Below are 22,566 nucleotides of genomic sequence, written 5' to 3'. Positions count from 1 at the left end.
GTCAGCAGAACGGCGGGAGTTCGCGCGGGTCGCCGGCGGGCGCCCAGCGGCCGTCCACCTTCGTGTACTCCCAGCGCGCACCGCGGGCGACGATCTGGCGCAGCGCCAGCACGACGCGGTCGACGTGCTCTTCGGTGCTGCCCAGGCCGAGGCTGACGCGGACGGCCTGCTGCCCGTCGCCGCCGGCGACGCCGATCAGCCGCTTGGCCGCGATGTGGGCGCAGAAGGCGCCGTCGCGCACGCCGATGCCGTACTCGGCCGACAGGACCGCGGCGAGCCAGCCGGGGTCGAAGCCGTCGACGACGAAGCTGACCGTGCCGACCCGGTCGACCGGCGCGTCGAACAGCCGCAGCTCGGCGCAGCCCGGGATGGCCTCCAGTCCCTTGCGCAGCCGGGCGAGCAGGGCCTGTTCATGCGCGACGACGGCGTCCCAGCTCTTGCTGAGTGTTTCGCAGGCGACGCCGAGCGCGTACACGCCGACGGTGTTGGGCGAACCGGCTTCGTGCCGCTCCGGCCCGGAGTTCCAGACGACGGCGTCCTCGGTGACGAGCTTGGTCGCGCCGCCCCCGGCGAGGTACGGCCGCGCGGCACGCAGCCAGTCGGCACGCCCGATCAGCGCACCCGCTCCGAAGGGCGCGTACAGCTTGTGGCCGGAGAGGGCGACGTAGTCGACGTCCAGTTCCCTGATCGAGATCGGACGGTGCGGGGCGAGCTGGGCGGCGTCGAGCGCGACGCGCGCGCCGTGTTTCCGCGCCACCGCCGCGATTTCCGCGACCGGGAGCAGCTCACCGGTCACATTGGACGCTCCGGTGACGACCACCAGACGCGGTCCCTGCGGGGAATCCGCGAGCGCTTCGTCCACAGCGGACACTGCGGCCAGCCGCGTGCGCGGGGTCGGCAGCCGCCGGACGTTCGGTCCCTGCCACGGCAGCAGCGCGGCGTGGTGCTCGGTGTCGAACACGATCACGGTGGTGTGGCGGGGAAGGCTGCGGGCGAGCAGGTTGAACGAGTCGGTGGTGTTGCGGGTGAAGACGACGGTGTCGGTCTGCCGCGCGCCGGTGAAGCGGCGCAGGACGTCGCGGGTGCGTTCGTACAGCTTCGTCGAGACCTGCGAGGCGAACCCGGCACCGCGGTGGACGCTGGCGTACCAGGGCAAGAACTCGTCGACGGCACGGCGGACGGCGTCGAGACACGGCGCGCTCGCGGCGTGGTCGAGATTGGCGTAGCCGATGTCCCCGCCGGTGACGAGCGGAACCCGCAGCGCAGCACCGGCAACGGCGGGAATCCCCGGCGCGGCAACGGTTTCGGGCTGGGTACGAGCGATGGCGAGAGTCATCGGGGTGCCTCCTCGGCAGTCCGGGGGACCCCGGCGAGGGGCCCGCGCTTGCCTGCCGCACTGCGCGACCGGCCCGGTCCTCACCCGGGGCACCCCACCGCGGTAGGAGGGTTGCCGGCCAGCAAGCCGGGGCTTCACGCTGGCACTCATGACCTGATCCAAAAGGTAACCGAGAACGCACCCGGCGGCCAACCCCGAACTCACATTCTGAGACGCCGCTCACCTTCGACCGAAACCCGAGCGAGTCTCAGAGCTTTGCGCGGAACCGTCCCGGGAGCTGCGTGACCGCGTTGTCGGTCACGTGCGTCGCCGTTCCCGAGTACTGCTGCTCGCCCGCCGTGAAGCGCCAACCGCCGAGGACCTTTCCGTCGATCGGCTCGCCGTACGCCGTTGCCAGGGCTGTCGAAACCGCGCCGAACGCGACGCCGTTCCAGTTGCCCGCGTCCGAGCGGGCCGCCGGGGCGTCCGGGAGGGTCCACAGCGTGAAGTGCACGTGGGCGCCCGTGCTGGTGCCGCCGCACGGCAGGGCGTTGCCGGTCGAGCCGAGCACCGTGCCCGCCTCGACGTGCTCGCCGTCGGTGACCTTGATGCCTTCCATGTGGTAGTAGCCGGTCCGCCAGCCGCCGTCGTGGTCGATGGTCACCCAGTCGCCGCCGGCGCAGTGCTGGAGGTGGACGGTGCCCGCCAGCGGGGCACGCACGGTGCGGTCGGCCGGGCTGAAGTCGATCGCGTTCTTCACGCCGGTGCTGCCGTCGTCGGAGTGGATGCCGGCCGAGTAGACCTGCTGGCCCGCCGCGAACGGCAGCGCGAGCGTCGGGAAGGGCGCCACTTCGGCGGTCGCGGTGGGGGCGGCGAGCAGTCCGGCGGCCGCGATGATCGCGGCGGCCAGGCCCGCCCCGGGCAGGCGAAGTTTCGTCACCGTGCGTACTCCTCAGGCTATATGCTCACCCATTCGAACTAACCGGAACGAGCGCACAGTAAGCCAAAAGGAGGATCTCACGGAAGATCGAGTGAGATTTTTGTGAGAAAAACTCGCGAAACGCGGAACGGGCTAGCGGCCCGACTCGCCCTTCCAGCGGGCCAGGCGCCCGGCGCGGTCGACCGCGCGAAGACGGCGCTCGACGGCGTCACGGACCTTGCTCGTCGTGACGACCAGCAGCTGGTCGTTCTCCTGGAGCCGGGTCGTCTTCTGCGGGGTGAAGCCGGTGCCTTCGCGGACGATCAGGCTGATCGTCGCCCCGACCGGCAGCCGCAGCTCGGACAGGTACACGCCGTGCAGCTTCGACCCGGGCTGGATCCGGACCTGCAGCAGCTCGGCGCCCATCTCGTCCAGCGGCGCGGAGTCGACCTCGATCTCGTGCGGCTCGGACTTCTTCGCCAGCCCGAGCCGGCGCGCAAGCGGCCCGAGCGTCGCGCCCTGCAGCAACGTCAGGACGATGACCAGCACGAACACCGCGTCGACCAGCCGCTGCGCGCCCGGCACGCCGTGGGACAGCGGGATCATCGCCAGCACGATCGGCACCGCGCCGCGCAGGCCCGCCCACGACAGGAACGCCTGCTCCCGCCACGGCAGCCGGAAGGGCAGCATCGACAGCACGACGGAGATCGGCCGCGCGAGCAGCAGCACGACCGCGCCCGCGACCAGGCCCGGCACGACCGCGTCGAGCAGCCGGCTCGGCGAAGCGAACAGGCCGAGCAGCACGAACAGCCCGATCTGGGCCAGCCAGCCCAGGCCTTCGGCGAACGACAGCGTGTCCGACCGGTGCGGCAGCCGCGAATTGCCGAGCACCAGCGCGGCGACGTAGGTCGCGAGCAGCCCCGACGCGTGCAGCAGCTGCCCCGACGAGTACGCCACGACGCACACCGCGACCGTCGCGAGCGGGTAGAGGCCGGTCGCGGGCAGCGCGGCCCGGCGCAGCGCGAACCCGCCGGCGAACCCGAAGCCGAGCCCGATGGCCAGCCCCGCGGCCAGCTCGTAGGCGGCCAGCAGCGGCAGCGTCCAGTCCACTGTGGTGCCTTCGGCGAGCACCACGACGGCGATGTAGGCCGGTGCGTCGTTGATTCCCGACTCGAGTTCGAGCGCGCCGGTCAGCCGTTTTCCGATGCCGGCCGAGCGCAGCACGGAGAACACCGCGGCCGCGTCGGTCGAGGCGAGCACCGCGCCCCACAGCAGCGCGAACCGCCAGTCGAGGCCGAGCAGCCAGTGCAGGGCCGCGCCGGTGACCGCGACGCTCACCACCACGGCCACTGTGGACAGTGCGATTCCGGCGCCCAGCGCGGGTTTCACCGCCGACCACCGGGTGGTCAGGCCACCTTCGGCGAGGATCATGACGAGCGCGGCGAGACCGAGGGCCTGGGTCAGCGCGGGGTTGTCGAACCGGATGCCGAACCCGGCCTCACCCAGCAGCACCCCGATCCCGAGGTACAGCAACAGCGACGGCAGCCCCAGCCGGATCGACACGCGCACGGCGAGCACGGACGCGAGGAGGACGACGCCGCCGACGCCGAGCAGCACGGGGAGCTGGTCCATGCCGCCTCCTCCCGAGTGCCGTGGGCACTCAGGATAGTGAGGCGGCCGGATTAACTCGTTCGTGTACCGCTGCCCGGCGCGCGACCACGGGTGTGTTAAGGCCGGGTGAGCGCACCGAGATCGACACCGAGCGCGGCGAACGGCTCCGCCGCGGGTGGCAGCACCTTGACCGCGCGATGCCCGTCGCGGGCGACCCAGCCGGCGTCGACGGCCCGGTCGAGCAGCGCCGCGGGCACGGCGCCGGCGAGGTGGTCCCGCCGCTCCGTCCAATCCAGACACTCGCGCAGCAGCGGCCGCCGCCCGGCCGCGACCGGGACGCCGAGGTCCGCCAGCACCTCGCGGCCGCGCGCGGTGAGCGTCAGCCCGCCGTCGGTGTCGAGCAGGCCGGTGGCCAGCATGCCGTCCCGGATCGCGACGCCGAGCACCCCGGCGAGGTGGTCGTAGCAGGTCCGCGCGAACCCGAGCCGCCGCACCCGCACCGACGAGCGCAGCCCGGTCACCGGCCGGTGCTCGGCGTGCTGGGCCAGGTGCTCGATCAGCTCGGCCACGCGCGGGTCGGCGATCCGGACGTAGCTGGCCCGGCCCTGCTTGACCCGGGCGACGAAGCCGGCGTCGGCCAGCCGCGTGACGTGCTCGCTGGCCGTCGAAAGCGCTATCCCGGCTGCCTTCGCCAGCTCACCGACGGTCCAGGCCCGCCCGTCCAGCAGGGCGAGGCACATGGTGGCCCGGCTCGGGTCGGCCAGCACGGCGGCCACTTCGGCCAGCGCAATCGTCTCCACCCGACCACGGTAAGGCCCGGTCCCTTCGGCCGGGACCGAAGGGACGTACCTGAGGGGTCGGCCCGCGTACCTGGACAGTCGGCCTGCGTACCTGGAGGGTCGGATGACGAACCGACCCTCCGAGTACGCGGGCCGACGCCCGGGGTACGGATCAGAGGGCGTTGAGGAACTTCGCGGCCACCTGGACCGCCGGGCCCGAGTCGTTGGAGTTCTCCAGGACCACCGCGAACGCCACGTTGCCGCGGTAGCCGACGAACCAGCCCGCGGCCTGGGAACCGTCGCCGAACTGGGCGGTGCCCGTCTTGCCGAACACCTTGCCCGCGCCCGCCGCGGCCCGGCCGGTGCCGCTCGTCACCACCGCGCGCATCATCGGCCGCACCTGGGCGAGCACCGACGCCGGTGGCGGCGAGTAGCCCTCGACGACCGTCGTGTCGAGGTCGTGCCAGAGGCGGGGCGTGATCGCCTTGCCGGAGGCGACCGTGGCGGCCATCAGCGCGCCGCCGAGGGCGCTGACCTGGATCTTCCCCTGGCCGAACCCGTCTTCGACCTGCTCGTCCTTGCTCCCCGCGGGCTCGACCTTGCCGAGTTCGGTGTTGATCCCGGGGATCTCGTAGTCGGCGTTGAGGCCCAGCTCGTCGGCGGCCTTCGCGAGCCCGTCGGCAGGCAGGGCGAGCGCGAGCTGCCCGAACGTCGTGTTGCAGGACCGCGCGAAGGCCGTCTGCAGGTTCGTCGCGCCCAGCTCGAAGCCCTCGTTCTTGACCGTGCGCGTGCCGATCGTCGCGACGCCGGGGCAGTCGACCGGCGAGTTCGCGGTGAGCCCGCTCTGCTGGATCGCCGCGACCGACGTCGCGATCTTGAACGACGAACCCGGTTCGTACAGGCCGTTGAGGGCCTTCGGCGACTCTCCGGCACCGGAGTTCTGCGCGACGGCGAGGATGTCCCCCGAGCCGGTGTCGAGGGCGACCAGCATCGCCGACCCGCTGTAGCCGTTGACCGCGGACTGCGCGGCGTTCTGCGCGGCCAGGCTCAGGCTCGACGTCAGCGCCTTGGCGTCGTCGCCGGAGGTCTTCCCGAACAGCGTTTCGAGGCTCTTTCCCGAGGTGTCGGTGCGCTGGACGGCGTAGCCGCCGCCCTTCGCGGCCGTGACCTGCCCGGTCAGTGCCGAACGCAGCAGCGGCGCGAAGTTGGCGTCCACCGGCTTGACCCCGGCGGGCCCGCTGACGACCAGGGGCTTGCCGTCGCGGTCGGCGACGGCGGTGGTGTCCTGCACCGCGGTGCTGACCACCAGCCGCTGCCCGGCCTCCAGCTTCGGGTGCAGCAGCGACGGTGCCCAGTGGACCAGCCACTTGCCGTCGCCGAGGACGAGCTGGAACGGCACGTCGTAGGCCCATTTGCCCGGTTTCAGCGCCCACGACAGGCTGAACGTCCCGCCCGTCTGCTTCGCCCCGGCCGGGGTCGGCTGCAGGACGGTCAGCTTGGCGGCGACCGACGACGGGTTCAGCGTGTTCCGCGCGTCCCGCAGGGCCACCGCGGCCGTCGCGGAGTCGTCGGTCAGCCGGGCCGCGGCGTCGGTGTTGTTCTCGGAGAGATCCTGCAGGTATTCGGTGATCGCCGAATGCGGGTCCACCGCACCGGGCTTTTCGACGGCGGTGGCCCCGGTGTCCGCCTCCGACGCCGTTCCACTGCCTTTGAGCAGGAAGAACGCCGCCACCACGGCCACCACGACCAGCAGCGCGCCGCCGATCAGGATGCCGCGTCTCTTGCCAGGACTCATCTCGCGTGCCCCTCCCCCACGCGCGCCTCCCGCGCGCACAAGGGCCCAGCTTGCCGATTCCCGGCCGGGCAGGCAAGAAAGCAACCGATTCGTGATCACCGGGCAGGCCTCCTCCCCGGCCGCCCAAGCCGGGAAGGAGGCCGGACGTCACGCCTTGGCGACCGCTGCGGTCACCTTCGTACCGTCGCCGACCGTGCCGGCGAAGCCCTCGGGCGCCGGGCCATAGGTCACCGACGTCGCCAGGGTCTCCGAGGCCAGGAACTGCTCGTGCGCCCGCGCCGCCTCGACGACGTCCGCGGGAGCGTCGACGGTCAGCGCGATCCGGTCGGCGACGTCGAGCCCGGCCTCGCGGCGGGCCTGCTGCACCACGCGCACCAGGTCACGGACCACGCCCTCGGCCGCCAGCTCCGGCGTGACCTCGGTGTCGATCAGGACCAGGCCGGACCCGCCGGGCAGCTCCGCCGCCGCGCCGCCGCCCTTGGCGACCAGCCGCCGCTCGAACTCGCCCTCCTGCAGGGTGATCCCGGCCGCGACCACGGCGCCGCCCTGGAAGGACCAGTCGCCCGCCTTGACCGCCTTGATCACCGTCTGGACGTCCTTGCCCAGCCGCGGGCCTGCGGCGCGGGCGTTCACCGCGACCTCGAACCCGCCGTGCGCGGCGACGTCGGTGGTCAGCTCGACCGCCTTGACGTTCACCTCGTCCCGGAGGATGTCGGCGAAGGCGCCCATCGTCTCGGCGTCCGAAGCCGCGACGACCAGCGACGACAGCGGCAGCCGCACGCGCAGCTTGTTCGCCTTCCGCAGCGACAGCGCCGACGACGCCACCTGCCGCACCCGGTCCATCGCCGTCACCAGCGCCGCGTCCGCGGGCAGGTCGTTGGCGTTCGGCCAGTCGGTCAGGTGCACCGAGCGGCCGCCGGTGAGGCCGCGCCAGACCACCTCGGTGGTCAGCGGCAGCAGCGGCGCCGCGACCCGCGACGTCACCTCCAGCACGGTGTGCAGCGTGTCGATCGCGTCCTTCTCGCCCGCCCAGAAGCGGTCGCGCGAGCGGCGCACGTACCAGTTCGTCAGGACCTCGAGGAAGTCACGGACGGTCTGGCACGCGCCCGCGACGTCGTAGCTGTCCATCGCGTACTCGACGTCGGTGACCAGCTCGTGCGTCTTGGCCAGGATGTAGCGGTCGAGCACGTTCGCCGAGTCCGTGCGCCACGTGCCGTCCACGCCTTCGGCGTTGGCGTACAGCGCGAGGAAGTAGTACGAGTTCCACAGCGGCAGCACGGCCTGGCGGACGGCGTCGCGGATGCCCTTGTCGGTGACGACCAGGTTGCCGCCGCGCAGGATCGGGCTCGCCATCAGGTACCAGCGCATGGCGTCGGAGCCGTCGCGCTCGAAGACCTCGTTGACGTCCGGGTAGTTGCGCAGGGACTTGGACATCTTCTGCCCGTCCGAGCCGAGCACGATGCCATGCGAGACGCAGGTGCGGAACGCCGGCCGGTCGAACAACGCCGTCGCCAGCACGTGCAGCACGTAGAACCAGCCGCGGGTCTGCCCGATGTACTCGACGATGAAGTCGCTCGGGTAGTGGTGCTCGAACCACTCGGCGTTCTCGAACGGGTAGTGCACCTGGGCGTACGGCATCGAGCCGGAGTCGAACCAGACGTCGAGGACGTCCGGGACGCGGCGCATGGTGGACTTGCCGGTCGGGTCGTCCGGGTTCGGCCGGGTCAGCTCGTCGATGTAGGGCCGGTGCAGGTTGTCCAGCCGCACGCCGAAGTCGCGCTCCAGCTCGTCGAGCGAGCCGTAGACATCGGTGCGCGGGTACTCGGGGTTGTCGGACTGCCACACCGGGATCGGCGTACCGAAGTACCGGTTGCGGGAGATCGACCAGTCGATGGCGTTCTCCAGCCACTTGCCGAACTGGCCGTCCTTGACGTTCTCCGGGTACCAGGTGATCTGCTGGTTCAGCTCGACCATCCGGTCCTTGAACTGCGTCACCGCGACGAACCACGACGACACCGCGCGGTAGATCAGCGGGTTCCGGCAGCGCCAGCAGTGCGGGTAGGAGTGGTCGTAGGTCTCGTGCCGCAGCAGGACCGCACCCTGCTGCGCCGCGCCGCCCGTGCCGTTCTTGAGGTCGCGGACGATGTTCGGGTTGGCGTCGAAGACCTGCTGGCCCTCGTAGTCGGGCACGGTCGCGTCGAACCTGCCGTTCGCGTCCACCGGCGTGACCGGCGTGATGCCGGCGGCGTCGGTGACGAGCTTGTCGTCGGCGCCGTAGGCGGGCGCGATGTGGACGATTCCGGTGCCGTCGTCGGTGGTGACGTAGTCGGCGGCGAGCACCTGGTGGGCGTTCTCGGTGCCGACGAAGTACGGGAACGGTGGCGCGTAACGGGTTCCGAGCAGCTGCGCGCCGGTGTAGTGCGCGACGACCGCCGGCTCTTCGCCGAGTTCCCGCGCGTACGCGGCCACCCGCGCTTCGGCGAGCAGGAACCGCTTGCCGTCGTGCTCCACGACGACGTACTGCACGTCCGGATGCACCGCCGCGGCGAGGTTGGACGGCAGCGTCCACGGCGTCGTCGTCCAGATCAGCAGGTAGGCGCCGTCGAGGTCGTTGCCGTTGCCCTCCAGGCGGAACCCGACGGTGACGGCCGGGTCCTGGCGGTTGCGGTAGACGTCGGAGTCCATGCTCAGCTCGTGGTTGGACAGCGGCGTCGCGTCGCGCCAGCAGTACGGCAGGACGCGGTAGCCCTCGTACACGAGTCCCTTGTCCCACAGGCGTTTGAACGCCCAGAGCACCGACTCCATGTAGGTGACGTCGAGGGTCTTGTAGTCGTTGTCGAAGTCGACCCAGCGCGCCTGGCGGGTGACGTACTCGCGCCACTCGTTCGTGTAGCGCAGGACGGACTCGCGCGAAGCCTCGTTGAACTTCGCGATGCCCATCTCTTCGATCTCAGACGTCTCGGTGATGCCGAGCTGGCGCATCGCCTCCAGCTCGGCGGGCAGGCCGTGGGTGTCCCAGCCGAAGCGGCGCTCGACCTTGCGGCCCTTCATCGTCTGGTAGCGCGGCACCAGGTCCTTGACGTACCCGGTGAGCAGGTGGCCGTAGTGCGGCAGGCCGTTGGCGAACGGCGGGCCGTCGTAGAAGACGTACTCGTTCTCGCCCTTTTCGCCCGCCGGGCGCGCGTCGATCGTCGCCTGGAACGTCCGGTCCGTCTCCCAGTAGGCGAGGACCTGCTTCTCCAGCGCGGGGAAGGACGGCTGCGACGGGACTCCTGCGCCGTCGTCCAGTGAGGCCTGGGGGTACATCCGGGTGCTCCTCGGTTCGTCGCTCGCGTACGGGCGACCGGCTCCCACGCCGATCACCCACACGGGGACGAGACGCCTTCCGGCGTACCGCGGTACCACCCCGCTTGCCCGCAGCGTCGACGCCACGGACCTCTCGTTCGGCGGCTGTCACGGGCCGCACCCGTCCGGTTCTACTGAGAGCGTGCGCTCGGTTCTTCCGGAGGCTCCCCGGTGATGGCCGGATCGACGCCGTGCTGCCTTCCAGGTTAACCGGCCGCCGCAACCGGGTTGTCACAGGGCACGCCGAAACGAAGGCGACCGCCGCGGCGATCCCCCGTTAGCATGACCGCGCGCCGCCGAGTGAGTCCGCGGCCGGAAACCACGGGGGAACTTTCACGGTGAGCCGCACTTTTCAGGTGGATCTTCGCGGGGTCGTCGACCTGCTCAGCAGGCACCTCTACGCCAGCCCGCGCGTGTACGTGCGGGAACTGCTGCAGAACGCCGTCGACGCGGTGACCGCGCGCCGCGCTCGGGAGCCCGGCGCGCCCGCCACCATCGCGCTGGAGGTCGGCGACGGCGTCCTGCACGTGACCGACACCGGGATCGGGCTCACCGAAGCCCAGGTGCACGAGCTGCTGGCGACGATCGGCCGCAGCTCCAAACGGGACGAACTGGGCTTCCAGCGCCACGAGTTCCTCGGCCAGTTCGGCATCGGGCTGCTGTCGGCGTTCCTGGTCGCCGACGAGGTGCACGTCGTGACGCGCTCGGCGGACGGCGGCCCGGCCGTCGGCTGGACGGGCCGGTCCGACGGCACCTACGCCATCGGCCCCGGCGAGCGCGACACGCCGGGCACCACGGTCACCCTCCGCGCGCGGCCCGGCGCCGAGCAGTGGTTCGTGCCCGCGACGGTCACCGACCTGGCCACCCTCTACGGCTCGCTGCTGCCGTTCGACATCACCGTCGACGGCCGCGCGGTCACCGGCCGGGTGCCGTGGGCCCGCGACGACCGCACGCCGGGGCAGCGCCAGGCCGACCTCGTCGGCTACGCGCAGGACACCCTGGGCTTCACGCCGTTCGACGTCGTCGAGCTGGACGTGCCCGAGGTGGGGCTGACCGGGGTGGCCTACGTGCTGCCGTTCCCGGCCAGCCCGGCCGAGCACGGCGGCCACCGCGTCTACCTCAAGCGGATGCTGCTGGCCGAGAACGCGCCGGGGCTGCTGCCGGACTGGGCGTTCTTCGCCCGCTGCGTCGTCGACGCGGGCGAGCTGCGGCCGACCGCGAGCCGGGAGGCGCTCTACGACGACGGCCAGCTGGAGTCGACGCGCGAGGCACTCGGCGACCGGCTGCGCGGCTGGCTCGTCGGGCTGGCCCGCACCGCGCCCGACCGGCTGAACCGCTTCCTCGGCATCCACCACCTCGGCGTCAAGGCGCTGGCCCTGCACGACGACGAGATGCTGCGGCTGGTCGACCAGTGGTGGCCGGTGGAGACCAACGTCGGCCGGATGACCATGGCCGAGTTCCGCGGCCGCTACGGGCTGCTGCGCTACTGCGCCACCACCGACGAGTTCCAGCAGCTGGCCGGGGTGGCCGCCGCGCAGGACATCGCCGTGATCAACGGCGGCTACACCTACGACAGCGAGCTGGCCGAGCGGATGCGGGCGCTGGAGCCGGACCTGGCGGTGACCCGGCTCGACCCGAGCGACCTCACCACCGCGTTCGCCGAGCTCGACAGCGCCACGGCACTGGCCACCCGCCCGTTCGTCGTCGCCGCGCAGCGGCACCTCGACCGGCTCGGCTGCGAGGTCGTGCTGCGCGAGTTCGAGCCGGCGAGCCTGCCGGTGCTGTACCTGCTGGACCGCGCCGCCGCGTTCGCCGGCGAGCTGCGTGCCACCAGGAACCAGGTCGACGAGCTGTGGGCGGGCGTGCTCTCGGCGTTCGAGAAGCCCGCCGACGACCGCCCGCAGCTGGTGCTCAACCACCGCAACCCGCTGGTGCGGCGGATCTGCCTGCTCGACGACGACACCCTGCGCGGGCTGGCCGTCGAGTCGCTCTACGGCCAGGCCCTGCTGTTCGGCAGGCACCCGATCCGGCCGGCGGAAGCCGCGCTGCTCAACCGTTCGTTCCTCGGCCTGCTGGAGCAGGCCGTCCCCGGGGAGGAAAGCCGATGACCGCGCCCGTCGCCGAGGAACAGCAGCTGTGGGAGCGGATGTGGGCGGCCAAGCGGCTGCCGTACGGCCGCGCCCAGACAGCTGCGCTGGAAGCCGTGCTCCGGGACGCCGACGCGCTCGGCTCCGCGGAACTGCGTTACGGCGTCCGGATCCTGATCACCAGCGCCTACCAGCAGGGTGGTGAGCCCGCGAAGGCGTTCGTGCCGTTCGCCTGGTGCCTGGCGGTGCACGACCGCGGGGAAGCCGACCCGCGCTGGAACCACGACCTGCACTGGTACTTCAAGTTCATGGCCGGGTCGATGGCCTCGTTCCCGGAGGTGCCGCTGGAGCAGGCCCGCGGCGTGCTCGACGACATGGAACGCCGGTACCGCGCGGCCGGGTACTCGATGAACCCGGTGCACCAGTACCGCGCCGTGCTCGCCCGGCACGTCGGCGACCGCGAGACCGCCGCCGAGCAGTACCGGCTGTGGTCGGCCGCGCCGCGCGGGGAGATGTCCGACTGCATCGGCTGCGAACCGAGCGACAAGGTCGCGCACCTGAACTGGCTCGGCAGGTACGCCGAGGCGATCGAGGTGGCCGAGCCGGTGCTGGGCGGGACGTTCACCTGCATCGAGCAGCCGCACCTGATCCTGACCGAGCTGCTGCTGCCGTATGTCCACACCGGACGGTTCGCCGAGGCCGCCGCCGCGCACCGCCAGGCGTACCGGGCGATCCGGCACGACCCGGCGCAGCTGCAGGAGGTCGCGACGCACATCGCGTTCTGCGCGCTGACCGGCAACCACGCCCGCGGGCTGGACCTGGTCGAGCGGCACCTCGGCTGGCTCGACGCGCCGCCGACGCCGTACGCGGAGCAGGAGTTCGCCGCCGCGGCGGCGCTGACCCTGCGGCTGGTGGCCGAGGAGGGGCACGGCGACGCTCCGGTGCGCCGTCCCGGCGGCACGACCACGGTGGCCGCGCTGCGGGAGGAGCTGGCCGGGCGGGCGCTGGCCGTGGCCGCGCGGTTCGACGCCCGCAACGGCACGTCCGAGCAGGGCGACCGGATCCGCGCGGTGCTCGCCGCCACGCCGCTGACCGGCCGGCTGCCGCTGTCGGGCACCACGGCACCCGCACCTCCCGCCGAGACGCCCGCCGCCCAGCCCGTCCTGCCGGACTCGCCGGCGGAGCTGGCCGACCTCGCCGACCGCGAGGCGCGGCTGGGCCGTTCGCCCGAGCGCGTCTGGGCGCGCTTCGACGAGGTGTGCCCGGAACCGTCGGGCGCGCTGCGGGCCCGTCGGCTGTCCGCGGCGGCGGACACCCACGTGCAGGACGACTTTGCCGCCGCGAGCCGCGGTTTCGCGGAGGCGGCCGGGGTGTTCGAGGAAGCAGGCGAAGCCGTTTCGGCGGAAGCCGAACGTGGCAAGGAAATCCTGTTCGCGGCGCTGGCCGGGGACCGCCCGGACGCGGTCGCGGAGCTCGAAGCGTCGGCGGCGCGCCTGGCGGAGATCGGCGAGCCCGCCGACCACGCCCGCGCCCTGCTGCGGCTGGCGGTCCTCCACTTCGCCCACCACGACCTCGACGCGACCGCGGCGGTCCTCGACCGCGCCGAGGGCCCGGCGCGGGCCACGCCCGAGCTGACCGGCGCGTGGCTGGACCGCCGGGCGCTGGTGCTGGCAAACCAGGACGACCTGGCGGGCGCGATAGAGCTGACGGCCGAGGCGGCGGCCCGGTACACCGAAGCCGGGTCGCCCGAGCGTGCCGCGAAGGCCCGCGTGCTGGGCGTCCGGTTCCGCGCCGGTCTCGGCGACCGCGAGACGGCGTTGGCCGAGGCGGCGGCTATCGACACGGGCACCGACGTGCCCGCCCGCGCGCGGCTGCACCAGCTGCGCGGGCACCTGGCCGCGCAGCTGGGCCGGATGGAGGACGCCGCCCCGGCGTTCCGGGCCGCGGTCGCCGACTTCACGGCGACCGGGCTGCCGCTCGACGCGGCGGCGACCCGGGTCGACCTCGCGGCGACGTATCTCGATCTCGGCCGTCCGGAAGAGGCGGCCGAAGCGGCCGAGGACGCGGAGCCGGTGCTGGAGCGCGCCGGCGCCGGGCACGAGCTGGCCCGCGGCCGGTACCTGCTGGCAAAGGCGTGCCAGGAGCTGGACCGCCCGGAACAGGCGGCGGAGCTGTACGCCGTGGTGGCCGGTCAGTTCACGGAGGCGGGCAACGCGGCAGCGGCGGGCCAGGCAACGGAGTCCCGCGCGGAGGTCCTCGACGAACTCGACCGCGACGACGAAGCGGCAGAGGCATTCACCCAGGCGGCACAGTGTTTCCACACGGCGGGCCTCCCCGCCGACGAGCTGCGCGGCCGCCGCCGCGCCACGTTGTCGTGGCTGTACGCAAACGAGCCGGCAAGGGCCGAGCAGGCACTGGCCGAGGCGGACGCGGTCACCGGCGAGGGCCCGGAGTTCGCCTGGCAGCAGGCCCTGACACAGTACGACGGCGCACGCCTGCTGACCAACCTGGACCGCCCGGCCGAGGCCCTCCCCCGAGCAACGGCGGCGGCGGAAGCGTTGCGGGCCATGGAAGCCGAGGGCCCGGCAGTCGCGGCGGACGTCCTTTGTGGACGCCTTCTGCGCGACCTCGGGAAGGACGCGGAGGCCCGGGAGGTCCTGACGACGGCGTTGTCCCGGCTGCCCGAGGAGGCGTCGGGCCAGCGCCAGGACATCGAGGCCGTCCTCGCCGAGCTGGACGGCTGACCGGAACTGTCGCCCGCCGCGGTCGTGAGTGGTAATTAGGGTTAGAACCCTATTTTTCACTCACGACCCCGGCGCGAACCGGAAGTCGGCCGGAACTGTCGGTGCCTCCCGGTAAGCTGGAAACCGGGGGGCGGAGGCCCGCCCTCAAACTCCGGCAGCGACCCGAGGCCGCACCCCACCCAAGGTCACCCCCAAAGCGATCAGCCACACCACCGCGGCAATCACGCCCACCGCATGCAGACCGGCGACGAACCCCGCGCCCGGCTCACCGGCCACCGCGCCGAGCACCGCCACCCCGAGTGCGCCGCCCGCCTGGCGGGCCGTGTTGTTGATGCCGCTCGCCACGCCCGCTCGCCCGGGTGGGATGCCGCCGACCGCGGCCGTCACCACCGCCGTCGTCAGCAGGCCCATGCCCGTCCCGAGGCCGAGCAGCGTCGGCAGCAGGGCCGCGTATCCGCTGTTTCCGTCGAGCAGCAGCAGGTTCAGCATCCCGAGCGCCCCCAGCGCCAGCCCGGCGATCATCCACGGCCGGGGGCCGAACCGGCCGGTCAGCCGGCCCGCGACGGGCGCGAGCAGCGACAGCGGCCCGAACAACGGCAGCACTTCGAGTCCCGCGGTCAGCGGCGACGCGTGCCGCACGCCCTGGAGGTACAGCGTCAGCACGAGGATCGTGCCGATGCCGACGAAGTTCATCGCCGCGGCTACGAAAGTGGGCCCAAGTGCCTGCCGGACGACGTCCGCGGGCAGCATCGGGTCCTGCGCCCGGCGTTCCACGGCCACGAACGCCGCCAGCGCAGCGAGCGCCACGATTCCGGCCACCGCGTTCCTGTCGATGATCGCGTAGACCGCGGCTCCGAGGGCGGGCACCGCGGTGGCGACACCGGCGACGTCGGCGCGCCGCCCGGGTACGCGCTCGCCGCGCGGGACCAGCCTGCGGGTGGCGACGGCGGCGGCCAGCACGACCGGGACGTTGAGCCAGAACACCGGCCGCCAGCCCACCGCCGTCACGACCGCGCCGCCGAGCACCGGACCCGCCGCCAGCGCCAGCGCCGACACCCCGGCCCAGATGCCCAGTGCCCGCGCGCGCTCGGCGTGCCGCGGGTACGCGCTGGTGATCACCGCCAGCGTGCCCGGCAGCAGCAGCGCGGCACCCAGGCCTTGCCCGGCGCGGGCGGCGACCAGCAGGGACGCCGACCCGGCGAGCCCGCACCCGGCCGACGCCACCCCGAACAGCCCGAAGCCGGCCAGGACCACCCGGCGGTGCCCGAAGACGTCGCCGAGGGCGCCGCCGGTGAGCAGGAACGCGGCCAGGACGATCGCGTAGCCGTCGACGACCCACTGCTGCGCCGCCAGGCCCGCGTGCAGGTCCGCGCCGAGGGCGGGCAGCGCGACGTTGACGACCGTGACGTCCAGCTGCACCAGGAACATCCCGGCGCACATCGTGAACAACAGCATGTCCTCAGTGGACCGCAGGGACACTTCCGTTTGGGTGGAAGCGTTCCGGGGGCATCCTGGAGGCATGGACGGGGATGCCGACATCGCCCGCACGGCCGCGCTGTTCGCCGATCCGGCGCGGGTCCGCGTGCTGTGCGCGCTGGGTGACGGCCGGGCGCTGGCGGCGTCCGTGCTGGCCGCCGAAGCCGGGCTGTCCGCGCAGGGCGTCAGCGCGCACCTGGCGAAGCTGAGGGAGGCGGGCTTGGTCGTCGCGGAGAAGTCGGGGCGGCACCGGTTCTACCGGCTGGCCGGCCCGGACACCGCCGAGCTGCTGGAGACGCTGGCCCGGTTCTCCCCGCCCCGGCCGGTGACCTCGCTGCGCGAAGGGACGCGCGCGCAGGCGCTGCGCACGGCGCGGACGTGCTACGACCACCTGGCCGGACGCCTCGGCGTGGCGGTGACGGCGGCGCTGCTGACCCGTGGCGCGCTGGCCGGCCCGGCCGACACGCGACGGCGGCCGGGCGACCGGATTTCGGCTCCGCTGCGCGAACACCCGTACACGCTGGGCCCGGCGGCGGCGCCGGTGTTCGGCGAGCTGGGGGTCGACCTGGACGCGGTTGCCGCCGGTCGCCGTCCGCTGCTGAAGTTCTGCCTGGACTGGAGTGAGCAGCGTCACCACCTGGCGGGCGCGCTGGGCGCGGCCGTCGCGACGCGGTTCCTCGACGCGGGCTGGGTCCGGCCGCGGACCGAGGGACATCGGGCACTCCGGCTGACCGAGGAAGGCACGCAGGCGCTGGAAACCCACCTGGGTGTGACTGGTTTGGCTGCCTGACGGCGGGCTCAGCGGTGCGCGGCAAGATCGCGTGCGGGCGCACAGGGCCGAGCCGACGTGACCGCCGGACGGCGGGCTCAGCGGTGCGCGGCCACCAGGGTCGCGTCCGGGGTGCAGCGGGCGCACGGGGTGAAGCCGAGCTGACGGGCCTCGCCGACGCCGATCGGGATGCGGTTGCGGCTGCCGAGCCAGGGACACGTCGTCAGGTGGTAGCGCGGGTGCTCGTCGACCACCACGACCTCGTCCTCGAGGTCGGCCAGGACCGCGATGTCGTCGGCCGGGGTCGCTTCCTCGCCCGGCTCGGTTTCCTCGTCGGCCGGTTCTTCCGTGACCGGCTCGGGGACTTCGGCCGGGTCGCCCAGGTCGCCGGACGACGGCATCAGCGTCGTCTGTTCCACGTCAGCCGGGGTCTCCGCGGATTCCGCAGATTCCGCGGGTTCCGCAGCCGGTTCGGCGGCCCGGCGGCGGCGCCGCAGCCAGTCGGCGACCAGGATCAGGCCCGCCAGCACCGACAGCCCGATGGAAACCCACGCCCACAGCGAAGAAGCCGTGATCAGCGCGGTGACGAGCAACCCCAGAGCCGCCAGTACGAGCACCAGCACGATGTAAAGCACGCTGAATTACAACACGAACCGGGCATGATCGGCCGCCGACCCGCCCACGTGCGGTACCGGATCGACTCCGAACCGTGGCACACCCCGGACGCGGGGTGCGCCACGGCCGGAATCAGCCTGCTTCGGCCCGCGGGCCGAAGGAGTAGCCCTGGCCGCCGCTCGAGGAGCCGGAGGACGAACCCGAGCCGGACGAGGCCGACGCGGGTGCGGCCGAGCCGCGGTCGTCGAGCTCGCGCAGCTGGGACTCGAGGAACCCGCGCAGCCGCGTGCGGTACTCCCGCTCGATCGTGCGCAGCTCTTCGATCTTCTTGCCCAGCCCGCTCTTCTCGGCGTTGAGGCTGTTCATCGTCTCGGTGTACTTCCGCTGCGACTCGCGCTCCAGCGTGGTCGCCTTGTCGCGCGCCTGGCGCTCCAGCGTCTCCGCCCGGGTCCGGGCGTCGTTCAGCATCGTGTCGACGCGGGTGCGGGCCTCGTTGACCATCGAGTCCGACTTCGCCCGCGCGTCGGAGAGCAGCTGCTCGGACTTCGTGCGGGCCTCGGCCAGCATCCCGTCCGACTCGGTCTTCGCCTCGGCGGTCAGCCGGTCGGCCATCTCCTGGGCCAGGCCCAGGACCTTGGCGGCCTGCACGTTCGGCTCGGTGCTGTCGGGCACCATCGAGTGCGCCTGCGTCTGCTCCATGGCCGACTGCGGCGGCACCGGCGCCAGGCGCCGCGACGGCTCTTCGCGCATCGGGGGCGCGCCGACGTTCGCCTTGGCGTTCTCCAGCTCGGTGCGGGTCGACTCGAGCTCGGCGTCGAGCTGTTCCATCTGCTGGCGCAGCTCGTTGTTGTCCTCGATCAACCGGGCCAGCTCGGTCTCCACCAGGTCGAGGAACGCGTCCACCTCGTCCTCGTTGTAGCCCCTCTTGCCGATGGGCGGCTTGCTGAACGCGACGTTATGCACGTCAGCGGGGGTCAACGACATCAGATCACCTCACGCACTCCATGGCCTGCAGGGTCCACCCAAGTCTCCCCGATCAACTTGGAGTTGCCAGTTGCATCGCGAAGAACACAACCAACAGCAGCACCATAATCGACAAGTCCAGTCCGACGCCGCCGATCCGGACCATCGGAATGATCCGTCTGAACAACCGGACCGGCGGGTCCGTCACTGTGTAGATGGTCTCGAGCGCGACCGCAACCCCTCCGGCCGGATGCCACTCACGCGCGAAGGTGCGGACGAGTTCGACCACAATCCGGAACGTCAGCAGCAGCCAGAAGAAGAACAGCACGTAAAAGACGACCAGCCACACAGCTTCCACGCACCTACTCTAACCGGGCGGCCGGCCCGAAGACGCAGTTGAGGGCCTCCCGGCCGCCTCGGGTCGGCAAAGTCACGTCTGCTTGCGCTCAGCGGTCCTGGCGACTTCAGCCGCGCAGGAACAATCCGCCCTCGGCAATCCGCCGGCGGTCCTCGGCGGTGACGTCCACATCGGGCGGTGAGAGAAGGAACACCTTGTTGGTGACCTTGTCCATCGACCCTCTCAGCGCGAAGGCGAGCCCGGCCGCGAAGTCGACGAGCCGCTTCGCGTCCGCGTTCTCCATCTCGGTGAGGTTCATGATCACCGGGATGCCCTCGCGGTAGTGCTCGCCGATCGCCCGTGCCTCCGCGTAACTGGTCGGATGCAGCGTGGTGATGCGGCTGAGCGGGTCGCGCACCGGCTGGCGCACGACGGGCTCGGTGACCGGGCGCAGGCGCGCCACCGGCTCGGGCTGCCGGTCGACCGCGAGCGCGCCGTGGACGGCAGGCTCACTGCTGACCACGGAGCGTGACCGGCTGCGGCTGACGGGCTCGTCGTAGGTGTCGTCGACGTCGCGGTACCGTGAGCGGGACGAGCGTGGCGACGGCTCCTCGTAGGAGTCGTAGTCGTCGTCGTAACCGCGCCGGTAGCCGTCTTCGTCGTAGCCGTCGTCGTCTGCGGGCACCATCCCGAAGTAGGCCTTCAGCTTCTGCAGCGCGCTCATGCCTCTCCCTAGCCCTAGCCGCTCCCGCACTGACTGTTGTCCACGCCGTCAGTGCCCCGTGCGGGCGACCACGAAACGTGACGACCGCGCGAGCTCCCTACGGCGAGGCTAAACCGCGTCCACCGAGCAACGCGGTTCCGACACGCACACAGGTCGAGCCGTGCGTGATCGCTTGTTCGAGATCATGGCTCATTCCGGCGGACACGTCTGCGGCATTCGGGTGATCTTTGCGGAGGTCCTCCCCCGCGCGGGCGAGCCGCTCGAAAGCCGCCGCCGGGTCGGCACCCAGCGGCGCGACGGCCATCAGGCCGCGAAGCCGCAGCTCATCCGTCCGCTCGATGCGCTCGGCCAGCGCCAGCAGCTCGCCGAGCGGGCAGCCGCCGCGTCCGGGATCGTCGTCGAGGCTGGCCTGGATCAGCACGTCGAGGGGTTCGTCACGTATCTGGGCGTCGCGAGCCGCACGCACCGCCTTGGCGAGCGCGTCGGCGAGCCGCGCGGAATCGACCGACTGGACCTGGTGTGCCCACCCGACCACGGAGCGTGCCTTGTTCCGCTGCAGGCGTCCGACCATGTGCCAGCGCAGTCCCGGAACTTCCGCGGCCTTCGGGCCGGCTTCCTGGTCGCGGTTCTCGCCGACGTCGGTGACGCCGAGTTCGGCCAGCAGCGCGACGTCGGACGCGGGAAAGGTCTTGGTGACCGCGACCAGCTTCACCTCGTCGCGGGCCCGCCCGGCGGCCCGGCAGGCGGCGGCGATCCGCTCCTCGACCTCGCGCAGGTTCTCGGCCAGCTCGGCCTTGCGACCGGTCATGCTTCGATCCAGGTGATGCCGGCGATCCGCCCGGTGGTCCCGTCACGCCGGTAGCTGAACAGTGTCTTGTCCTCGTTCGTGCACCGCGGGTCGACGCCGATCCGGCCGACACCCAGGTCGGCGAGCTGCCGCCACAGCCCGGCCCGCAGGTCGAGCCCGGGCGTCCCCTTACGCGTCCTGCACGCGGTGCCGGGGACGTGTTTCTCGACGTCGGCAGCCATTTCGGCGGGGACCTCGTAGCAGTCGCCGCAGATGGCGGGCCCGAGGAGGGCTTCGATCCGGTGCGGTTCGGCACCCACTTCCTGCATGGCCTTGATCGCGGCCGGGACGACGCCGACCCGCGTGCCCACCCGGCCCGCGTGCACCGCGGAGACCACCCCGGCCTCGGCGTCGGCCAGCAGGACCGGGACGCAGTCGGCGACCAGCACCACGAGCGCGACCCCGGGTGTCGCCGTCACCAGGGCGTCGGTCGCTTCGGCGGCGGAGGTCTCGGTGCCGTCGACGATGGTCGCCGTGCGGCCGTGGACCTGCTCCATCCAGGCCAGCTTGTCCTCGGCCAGGCCCAGCTCGGCGGCCAGCCGCTTGCGGTTGGCGTAGACGTTCCCCTCGTCGTCGCCGACGTGGTCGCCCAGGTTGAAGCTGTCGTAGGGCGGCCGTGACGCGCCACCCGCCCTGGTCGTGACCACTCGCCGAACCCGCACGAATCCTCCTGACGTCAATGAAGGCCACCACCCACGACTCTAGTTCGCGGGTGATGGCCTTCAGAGGGTGTGGCTAGCGCCGCATGAACGGCGGGACGTCGACCTCGTCGTCCGACGGGTCGTCGTGGACCGGCATCGCGCGGCCGGGCAGGCTGCCCTGGGTCGCGTTGGAGCCCAGCGGCGAGTAGCCGCGCGAGCCGCCGCCGGGCTGCGGGAGCCCGCCGGCCGGCTGGTTGCCCGAGGCCGAGGGCAGCGGCGAGTGCGACCGCGGCGGCGCCACCGGGTAGCCGGAGCTGCCGGACGACGGCACCGGGGTGGCCCCCGACGGCGGCGTCGGCGGGTTCGAGACCTGGCCTGCCGAGGCCGACGCGGTGGTCGAGGACGAGCGCGAGCCCGACCCGAACGTCGACGGGTCCAGCTTCTTGTGCGTCGGCGCGCCGGCGTCGAAACCGGCGGCGATCACCGTGACGCGGACCTCGTCGCCGAGGGAGTCGTCGATGATCGTGCCGAAGATGATGTTGGCGTCCGGGTGCGCGGACTCCTGCACCAGCGACGCGGCCTCGTTGATCTCGAACAGGCCCAGGTCGGAGCCGCCCGCGATGGACAGCAGCGCGCCGTGGGCGCCGTCCATCGACGCCTCCAGCAGCGGCGAGTTGATCGCCTTCTCCGCGGCCTGGATGGCCCGGCCCTCGCCGCGCGCGGAGCCGATGCCCATCAGCGCGGAGCCCGCGCCGGACATGACGCTCTTGACGTCGGCGAAGTCGAGGTTGATCAGGCCCGGCGTGGTGATCAGGTCGGTGATGCCCTGGACACCGGACAGCAGCACCTCGTCCGCCGAGCGGAACGCGTCCATCAGCGAGACCCCGATGTCGCCGAGCTGCAGCAGCCGGTCGTTCGGGATCACGATGAGCGTGTCGCACTCGTTGCGCAGGGCCTGGATGCCCTCTTCGGCCTGCTTGCCGCGCCGCTTGCCCTCGAAGGTGAACGGGCGCGTCACGACGCCGATCGTCAGCGCGCCCAGCTTGCGGGCGATCTGCGCGACGACCGGCGCGCCGCCGGTGCCGGTGCCGCCGCCCTCGCCGGCGGTCACGAACACCATGTCGGCGCCCTTGATGACCTCTTCGATCTCTTCGCGGTGGTCTTCGGCGGCCTTCTGGCCGACCTCGGGGGCGGCGCCCGCGCCGAGGCCGCGGGTCAGCTCGCGGCCGATGTCCAGCTTGACGTCGGCGTCGGACATGAGCAGTGCTTGCGCGTCGGTGTTCACCGCGATGAACTCGACGCCCTTGAGGCCGACCTCGATCATGCGGTTCACGGCGTTCACGCCGCCACCGCCGATGCCGACCACCTTGATCACCGCAAGGTAGTTGTGCGGGGGCGTCATCGAAGTCCGCCTTCCTGATCGTTGTGCCCGTACAGCCCGCCGGCCGGTGATCGACTCTCAACCTCAACCCCAGATTGAGAGTTATGTCAACTGCCGACGTTAGGCAGGACGGTAGGCACCAGGCACGCTCTAATCCAGTAGGCACGCCGTGTGTCGCAAAGGTGTTTTGCCACAACACCTTCGGGCGCGCAAGAGCG

At 72.2% G+C, this 22,566-nt stretch carries 17 protein-coding genes and 1 riboswitch; of the genes, 3 read left to right on the top strand and 14 right to left on the bottom strand.

All coding sequences use genetic code 11. The annotated features are described in order from the left end of the window. Position 1: 1 nt before the first annotated feature. The 6 genes from ABJI51_RS18950 to ileS form a co-directional block, all read right to left on the bottom strand. On the bottom strand, positions 2-1,336 hold the full coding sequence (locus ABJI51_RS18950) for an aminotransferase class V-fold PLP-dependent enzyme (protein ID WP_348952354.1): 1,335 nt from the start codon (positions 1,334-1,336) through the stop codon (positions 2-4). A gap of 39 nt (positions 1,337-1,375) precedes the next feature. After that, positions 1,376-1,490: riboswitch (SAM riboswitch) on the bottom strand. A gap of 93 nt (positions 1,491-1,583) precedes the next feature. Continuing rightward, positions 1,584-2,255, bottom strand: coding sequence for a M23 family metallopeptidase (locus ABJI51_RS18945; protein WP_348952353.1), 672 nt, complete (start codon positions 2,253-2,255; stop codon positions 1,584-1,586). Between the two features lie 132 nt (positions 2,256-2,387). Next, positions 2,388-3,866 (bottom strand): potassium/proton antiporter, encoded by a 1,479-nt coding sequence (locus tag ABJI51_RS18940; RefSeq protein ID WP_348952352.1) that lies wholly within the window; start codon positions 3,864-3,866, stop codon positions 2,388-2,390. 95 nt (positions 3,867-3,961) lie between these two features. Beyond that, positions 3,962-4,645: an ArsR/SmtB family transcription factor gene (locus ABJI51_RS18935; RefSeq protein ID WP_348952351.1), complete on the bottom strand. Its 684-nt coding sequence runs from the start codon at positions 4,643-4,645 to the stop codon at positions 3,962-3,964. 151 nt (positions 4,646-4,796) lie between these two features. Then, positions 4,797-6,419, bottom strand: a complete 1,623-nt coding sequence (locus ABJI51_RS18930) for a penicillin-binding transpeptidase domain-containing protein (RefSeq protein WP_348952350.1) — start codon at positions 6,417-6,419, stop codon at positions 4,797-4,799. 147 nt (positions 6,420-6,566) lie between these two features. Then, positions 6,567-9,725 (bottom strand): isoleucine--tRNA ligase, encoded by a 3,159-nt coding sequence (gene ileS, locus ABJI51_RS18925; protein ID WP_348952349.1) that lies wholly within the window; start codon positions 9,723-9,725, stop codon positions 6,567-6,569. A gap of 377 nt (positions 9,726-10,102) precedes the next feature. On the opposite strand from ileS, the gene ABJI51_RS18920 reads away from it, so the two are divergent. Together ABJI51_RS18920 and ABJI51_RS18915 are read left to right on the top strand one after the other, a co-directional pair. Continuing rightward, on the top strand, positions 10,103-11,872 hold the full coding sequence (locus tag ABJI51_RS18920) for an HSP90 family protein (RefSeq protein ID WP_348952348.1): 1,770 nt from the start codon (positions 10,103-10,105) through the stop codon (positions 11,870-11,872). Continuing rightward, positions 11,869-14,595 (top strand): hypothetical protein, encoded by a 2,727-nt coding sequence (locus ABJI51_RS18915; RefSeq protein ID WP_348952347.1) that lies wholly within the window; start codon positions 11,869-11,871, stop codon positions 14,593-14,595. The genes ABJI51_RS18920 and ABJI51_RS18915 overlap by 4 nt, the downstream gene beginning before the upstream one ends. A 144-nt stretch (positions 14,596-14,739) precedes the next feature. On the opposite strand, the gene ABJI51_RS18910 is transcribed toward ABJI51_RS18915, so the two are convergent. Next, the gene (locus tag ABJI51_RS18910) at positions 14,740-16,050 is read right to left on the bottom strand and encodes an MFS transporter (protein ID WP_348952346.1); all 1,311 of its coding nucleotides are present in this window, start codon (positions 16,048-16,050) and stop codon (positions 14,740-14,742) included. Positions 16,051-16,114: 64 nt separating this feature from the next. Between ABJI51_RS18910 and ABJI51_RS18905 the strand changes: the two genes are divergently transcribed. Then, positions 16,115-16,861 carry an ArsR/SmtB family transcription factor gene (locus ABJI51_RS18905; protein ID WP_348952345.1) on the top strand — a complete coding sequence of 249 codons (747 nt, stop codon included), beginning with the start codon at positions 16,115-16,117 and terminating at the stop codon, positions 16,859-16,861. A gap of 77 nt (positions 16,862-16,938) precedes the next feature. On the opposite strand, the gene ABJI51_RS18900 is transcribed toward ABJI51_RS18905, so the two are convergent. The 7 genes from ABJI51_RS18900 to ftsZ all read right to left on the bottom strand — a co-directional run bounded on the left by ABJI51_RS18900 (position 16,939) and on the right by ftsZ (position 22,369). Further along, entirely contained in the window at positions 16,939-17,475 is a 537-nt protein-coding gene (locus ABJI51_RS18900; protein WP_348952344.1) for a hypothetical protein, read from the bottom strand. 112 nt (positions 17,476-17,587) lie between these two features. Then, positions 17,588-18,439 (bottom strand): DivIVA-like cell division protein Wag31, encoded by an 852-nt coding sequence (wag31, locus tag ABJI51_RS18895; protein WP_348952343.1) that lies wholly within the window; start codon positions 18,437-18,439, stop codon positions 17,588-17,590. A 52-nt stretch (positions 18,440-18,491) separates the two neighbouring features. Then, positions 18,492-18,767 (bottom strand): YggT family protein, encoded by a 276-nt coding sequence (locus ABJI51_RS18890; protein ID WP_348952440.1) that lies wholly within the window; start codon positions 18,765-18,767, stop codon positions 18,492-18,494. A 115-nt stretch (positions 18,768-18,882) separates the two neighbouring features. Continuing rightward, positions 18,883-19,479 (bottom strand): cell division protein SepF, encoded by a 597-nt coding sequence (locus ABJI51_RS18885; protein ID WP_348952342.1) that lies wholly within the window; start codon positions 19,477-19,479, stop codon positions 18,883-18,885. A gap of 97 nt (positions 19,480-19,576) precedes the next feature. Continuing rightward, entirely contained in the window at positions 19,577-20,287 is a 711-nt protein-coding gene (locus ABJI51_RS18880) for a YggS family pyridoxal phosphate-dependent enzyme (protein WP_348952341.1), read from the bottom strand. Beyond that, on the bottom strand, positions 20,284-20,988 hold the full coding sequence (pgeF, locus tag ABJI51_RS18875) for a peptidoglycan editing factor PgeF (protein WP_348952340.1): 705 nt from the start codon (positions 20,986-20,988) through the stop codon (positions 20,284-20,286). The genes ABJI51_RS18880 and pgeF overlap by 4 nt, the downstream gene beginning before the upstream one ends. 73 nt (positions 20,989-21,061) lie before the next feature. Further along, a complete protein-coding gene (gene ftsZ / locus ABJI51_RS18870; protein WP_348952339.1) occupies positions 21,062-22,369 on the bottom strand; it encodes a cell division protein FtsZ in 1,308 nt (435 codons plus the stop codon). Positions 22,370-22,566 lie beyond the last annotated feature (197 nt).

Source organism: Amycolatopsis melonis, assembly GCF_040064235.1.
GTDB classification, from domain to species: domain Bacteria; phylum Actinomycetota; class Actinomycetes; order Mycobacteriales; family Pseudonocardiaceae; genus Amycolatopsis; species Amycolatopsis melonis.
The sequence above is the reverse complement of the archived record's forward strand: the minus strand, read 5'-3'. Positions and strand labels throughout refer to the sequence as shown.

What these genes read in the sequence shown, in the direction of transcription:
- ABJI51_RS18950 (WP_348952354.1), bottom strand. Translation starts at nt 1,336, where the DNA reads ATGACTCTCGCCATCGCTCGTACCCAGCCCGAAACCGTTGCCGCGCCG.
- ABJI51_RS18940 (WP_348952352.1), bottom strand. Translation starts at nt 3,866, where the DNA reads ATGGACCAGCTCCCCGTGCTGCTCGGCGTCGGCGGCGTCGTCCTCCTC.
- ABJI51_RS18930 (WP_348952350.1), bottom strand. Translation starts at nt 6,419, where the DNA reads ATGAGTCCTGGCAAGAGACGCGGCATCCTGATCGGCGGCGCGCTGCTG.
- ileS (WP_348952349.1), bottom strand. Translation starts at nt 9,725, where the DNA reads ATGTACCCCCAGGCCTCACTGGACGACGGCGCAGGAGTCCCGTCGCAG.
- ABJI51_RS18915 (WP_348952347.1), top strand. Translation starts at nt 11,869, where the DNA reads ATGACCGCGCCCGTCGCCGAGGAACAGCAGCTGTGGGAGCGGATGTGG.
- ABJI51_RS18910 (WP_348952346.1), bottom strand. Translation starts at nt 16,050, where the DNA reads ATGCTGTTGTTCACGATGTGCGCCGGGATGTTCCTGGTGCAGCTGGAC.
- ABJI51_RS18905 (WP_348952345.1), top strand. Translation starts at nt 16,115, where the DNA reads ATGGACGGGGATGCCGACATCGCCCGCACGGCCGCGCTGTTCGCCGAT.
- wag31 (WP_348952343.1), bottom strand. Translation starts at nt 18,439, where the DNA reads ATGTCGTTGACCCCCGCTGACGTGCATAACGTCGCGTTCAGCAAGCCG.
- ABJI51_RS18885 (WP_348952342.1), bottom strand. Translation starts at nt 19,479, where the DNA reads ATGAGCGCGCTGCAGAAGCTGAAGGCCTACTTCGGGATGGTGCCCGCA.
- ABJI51_RS18880 (WP_348952341.1), bottom strand. Translation starts at nt 20,287, where the DNA reads ATGACCGGTCGCAAGGCCGAGCTGGCCGAGAACCTGCGCGAGGTCGAG.
- ftsZ (WP_348952339.1), bottom strand. Translation starts at nt 22,369, where the DNA reads ATGACGCCCCCGCACAACTACCTTGCGGTGATCAAGGTGGTCGGCATC.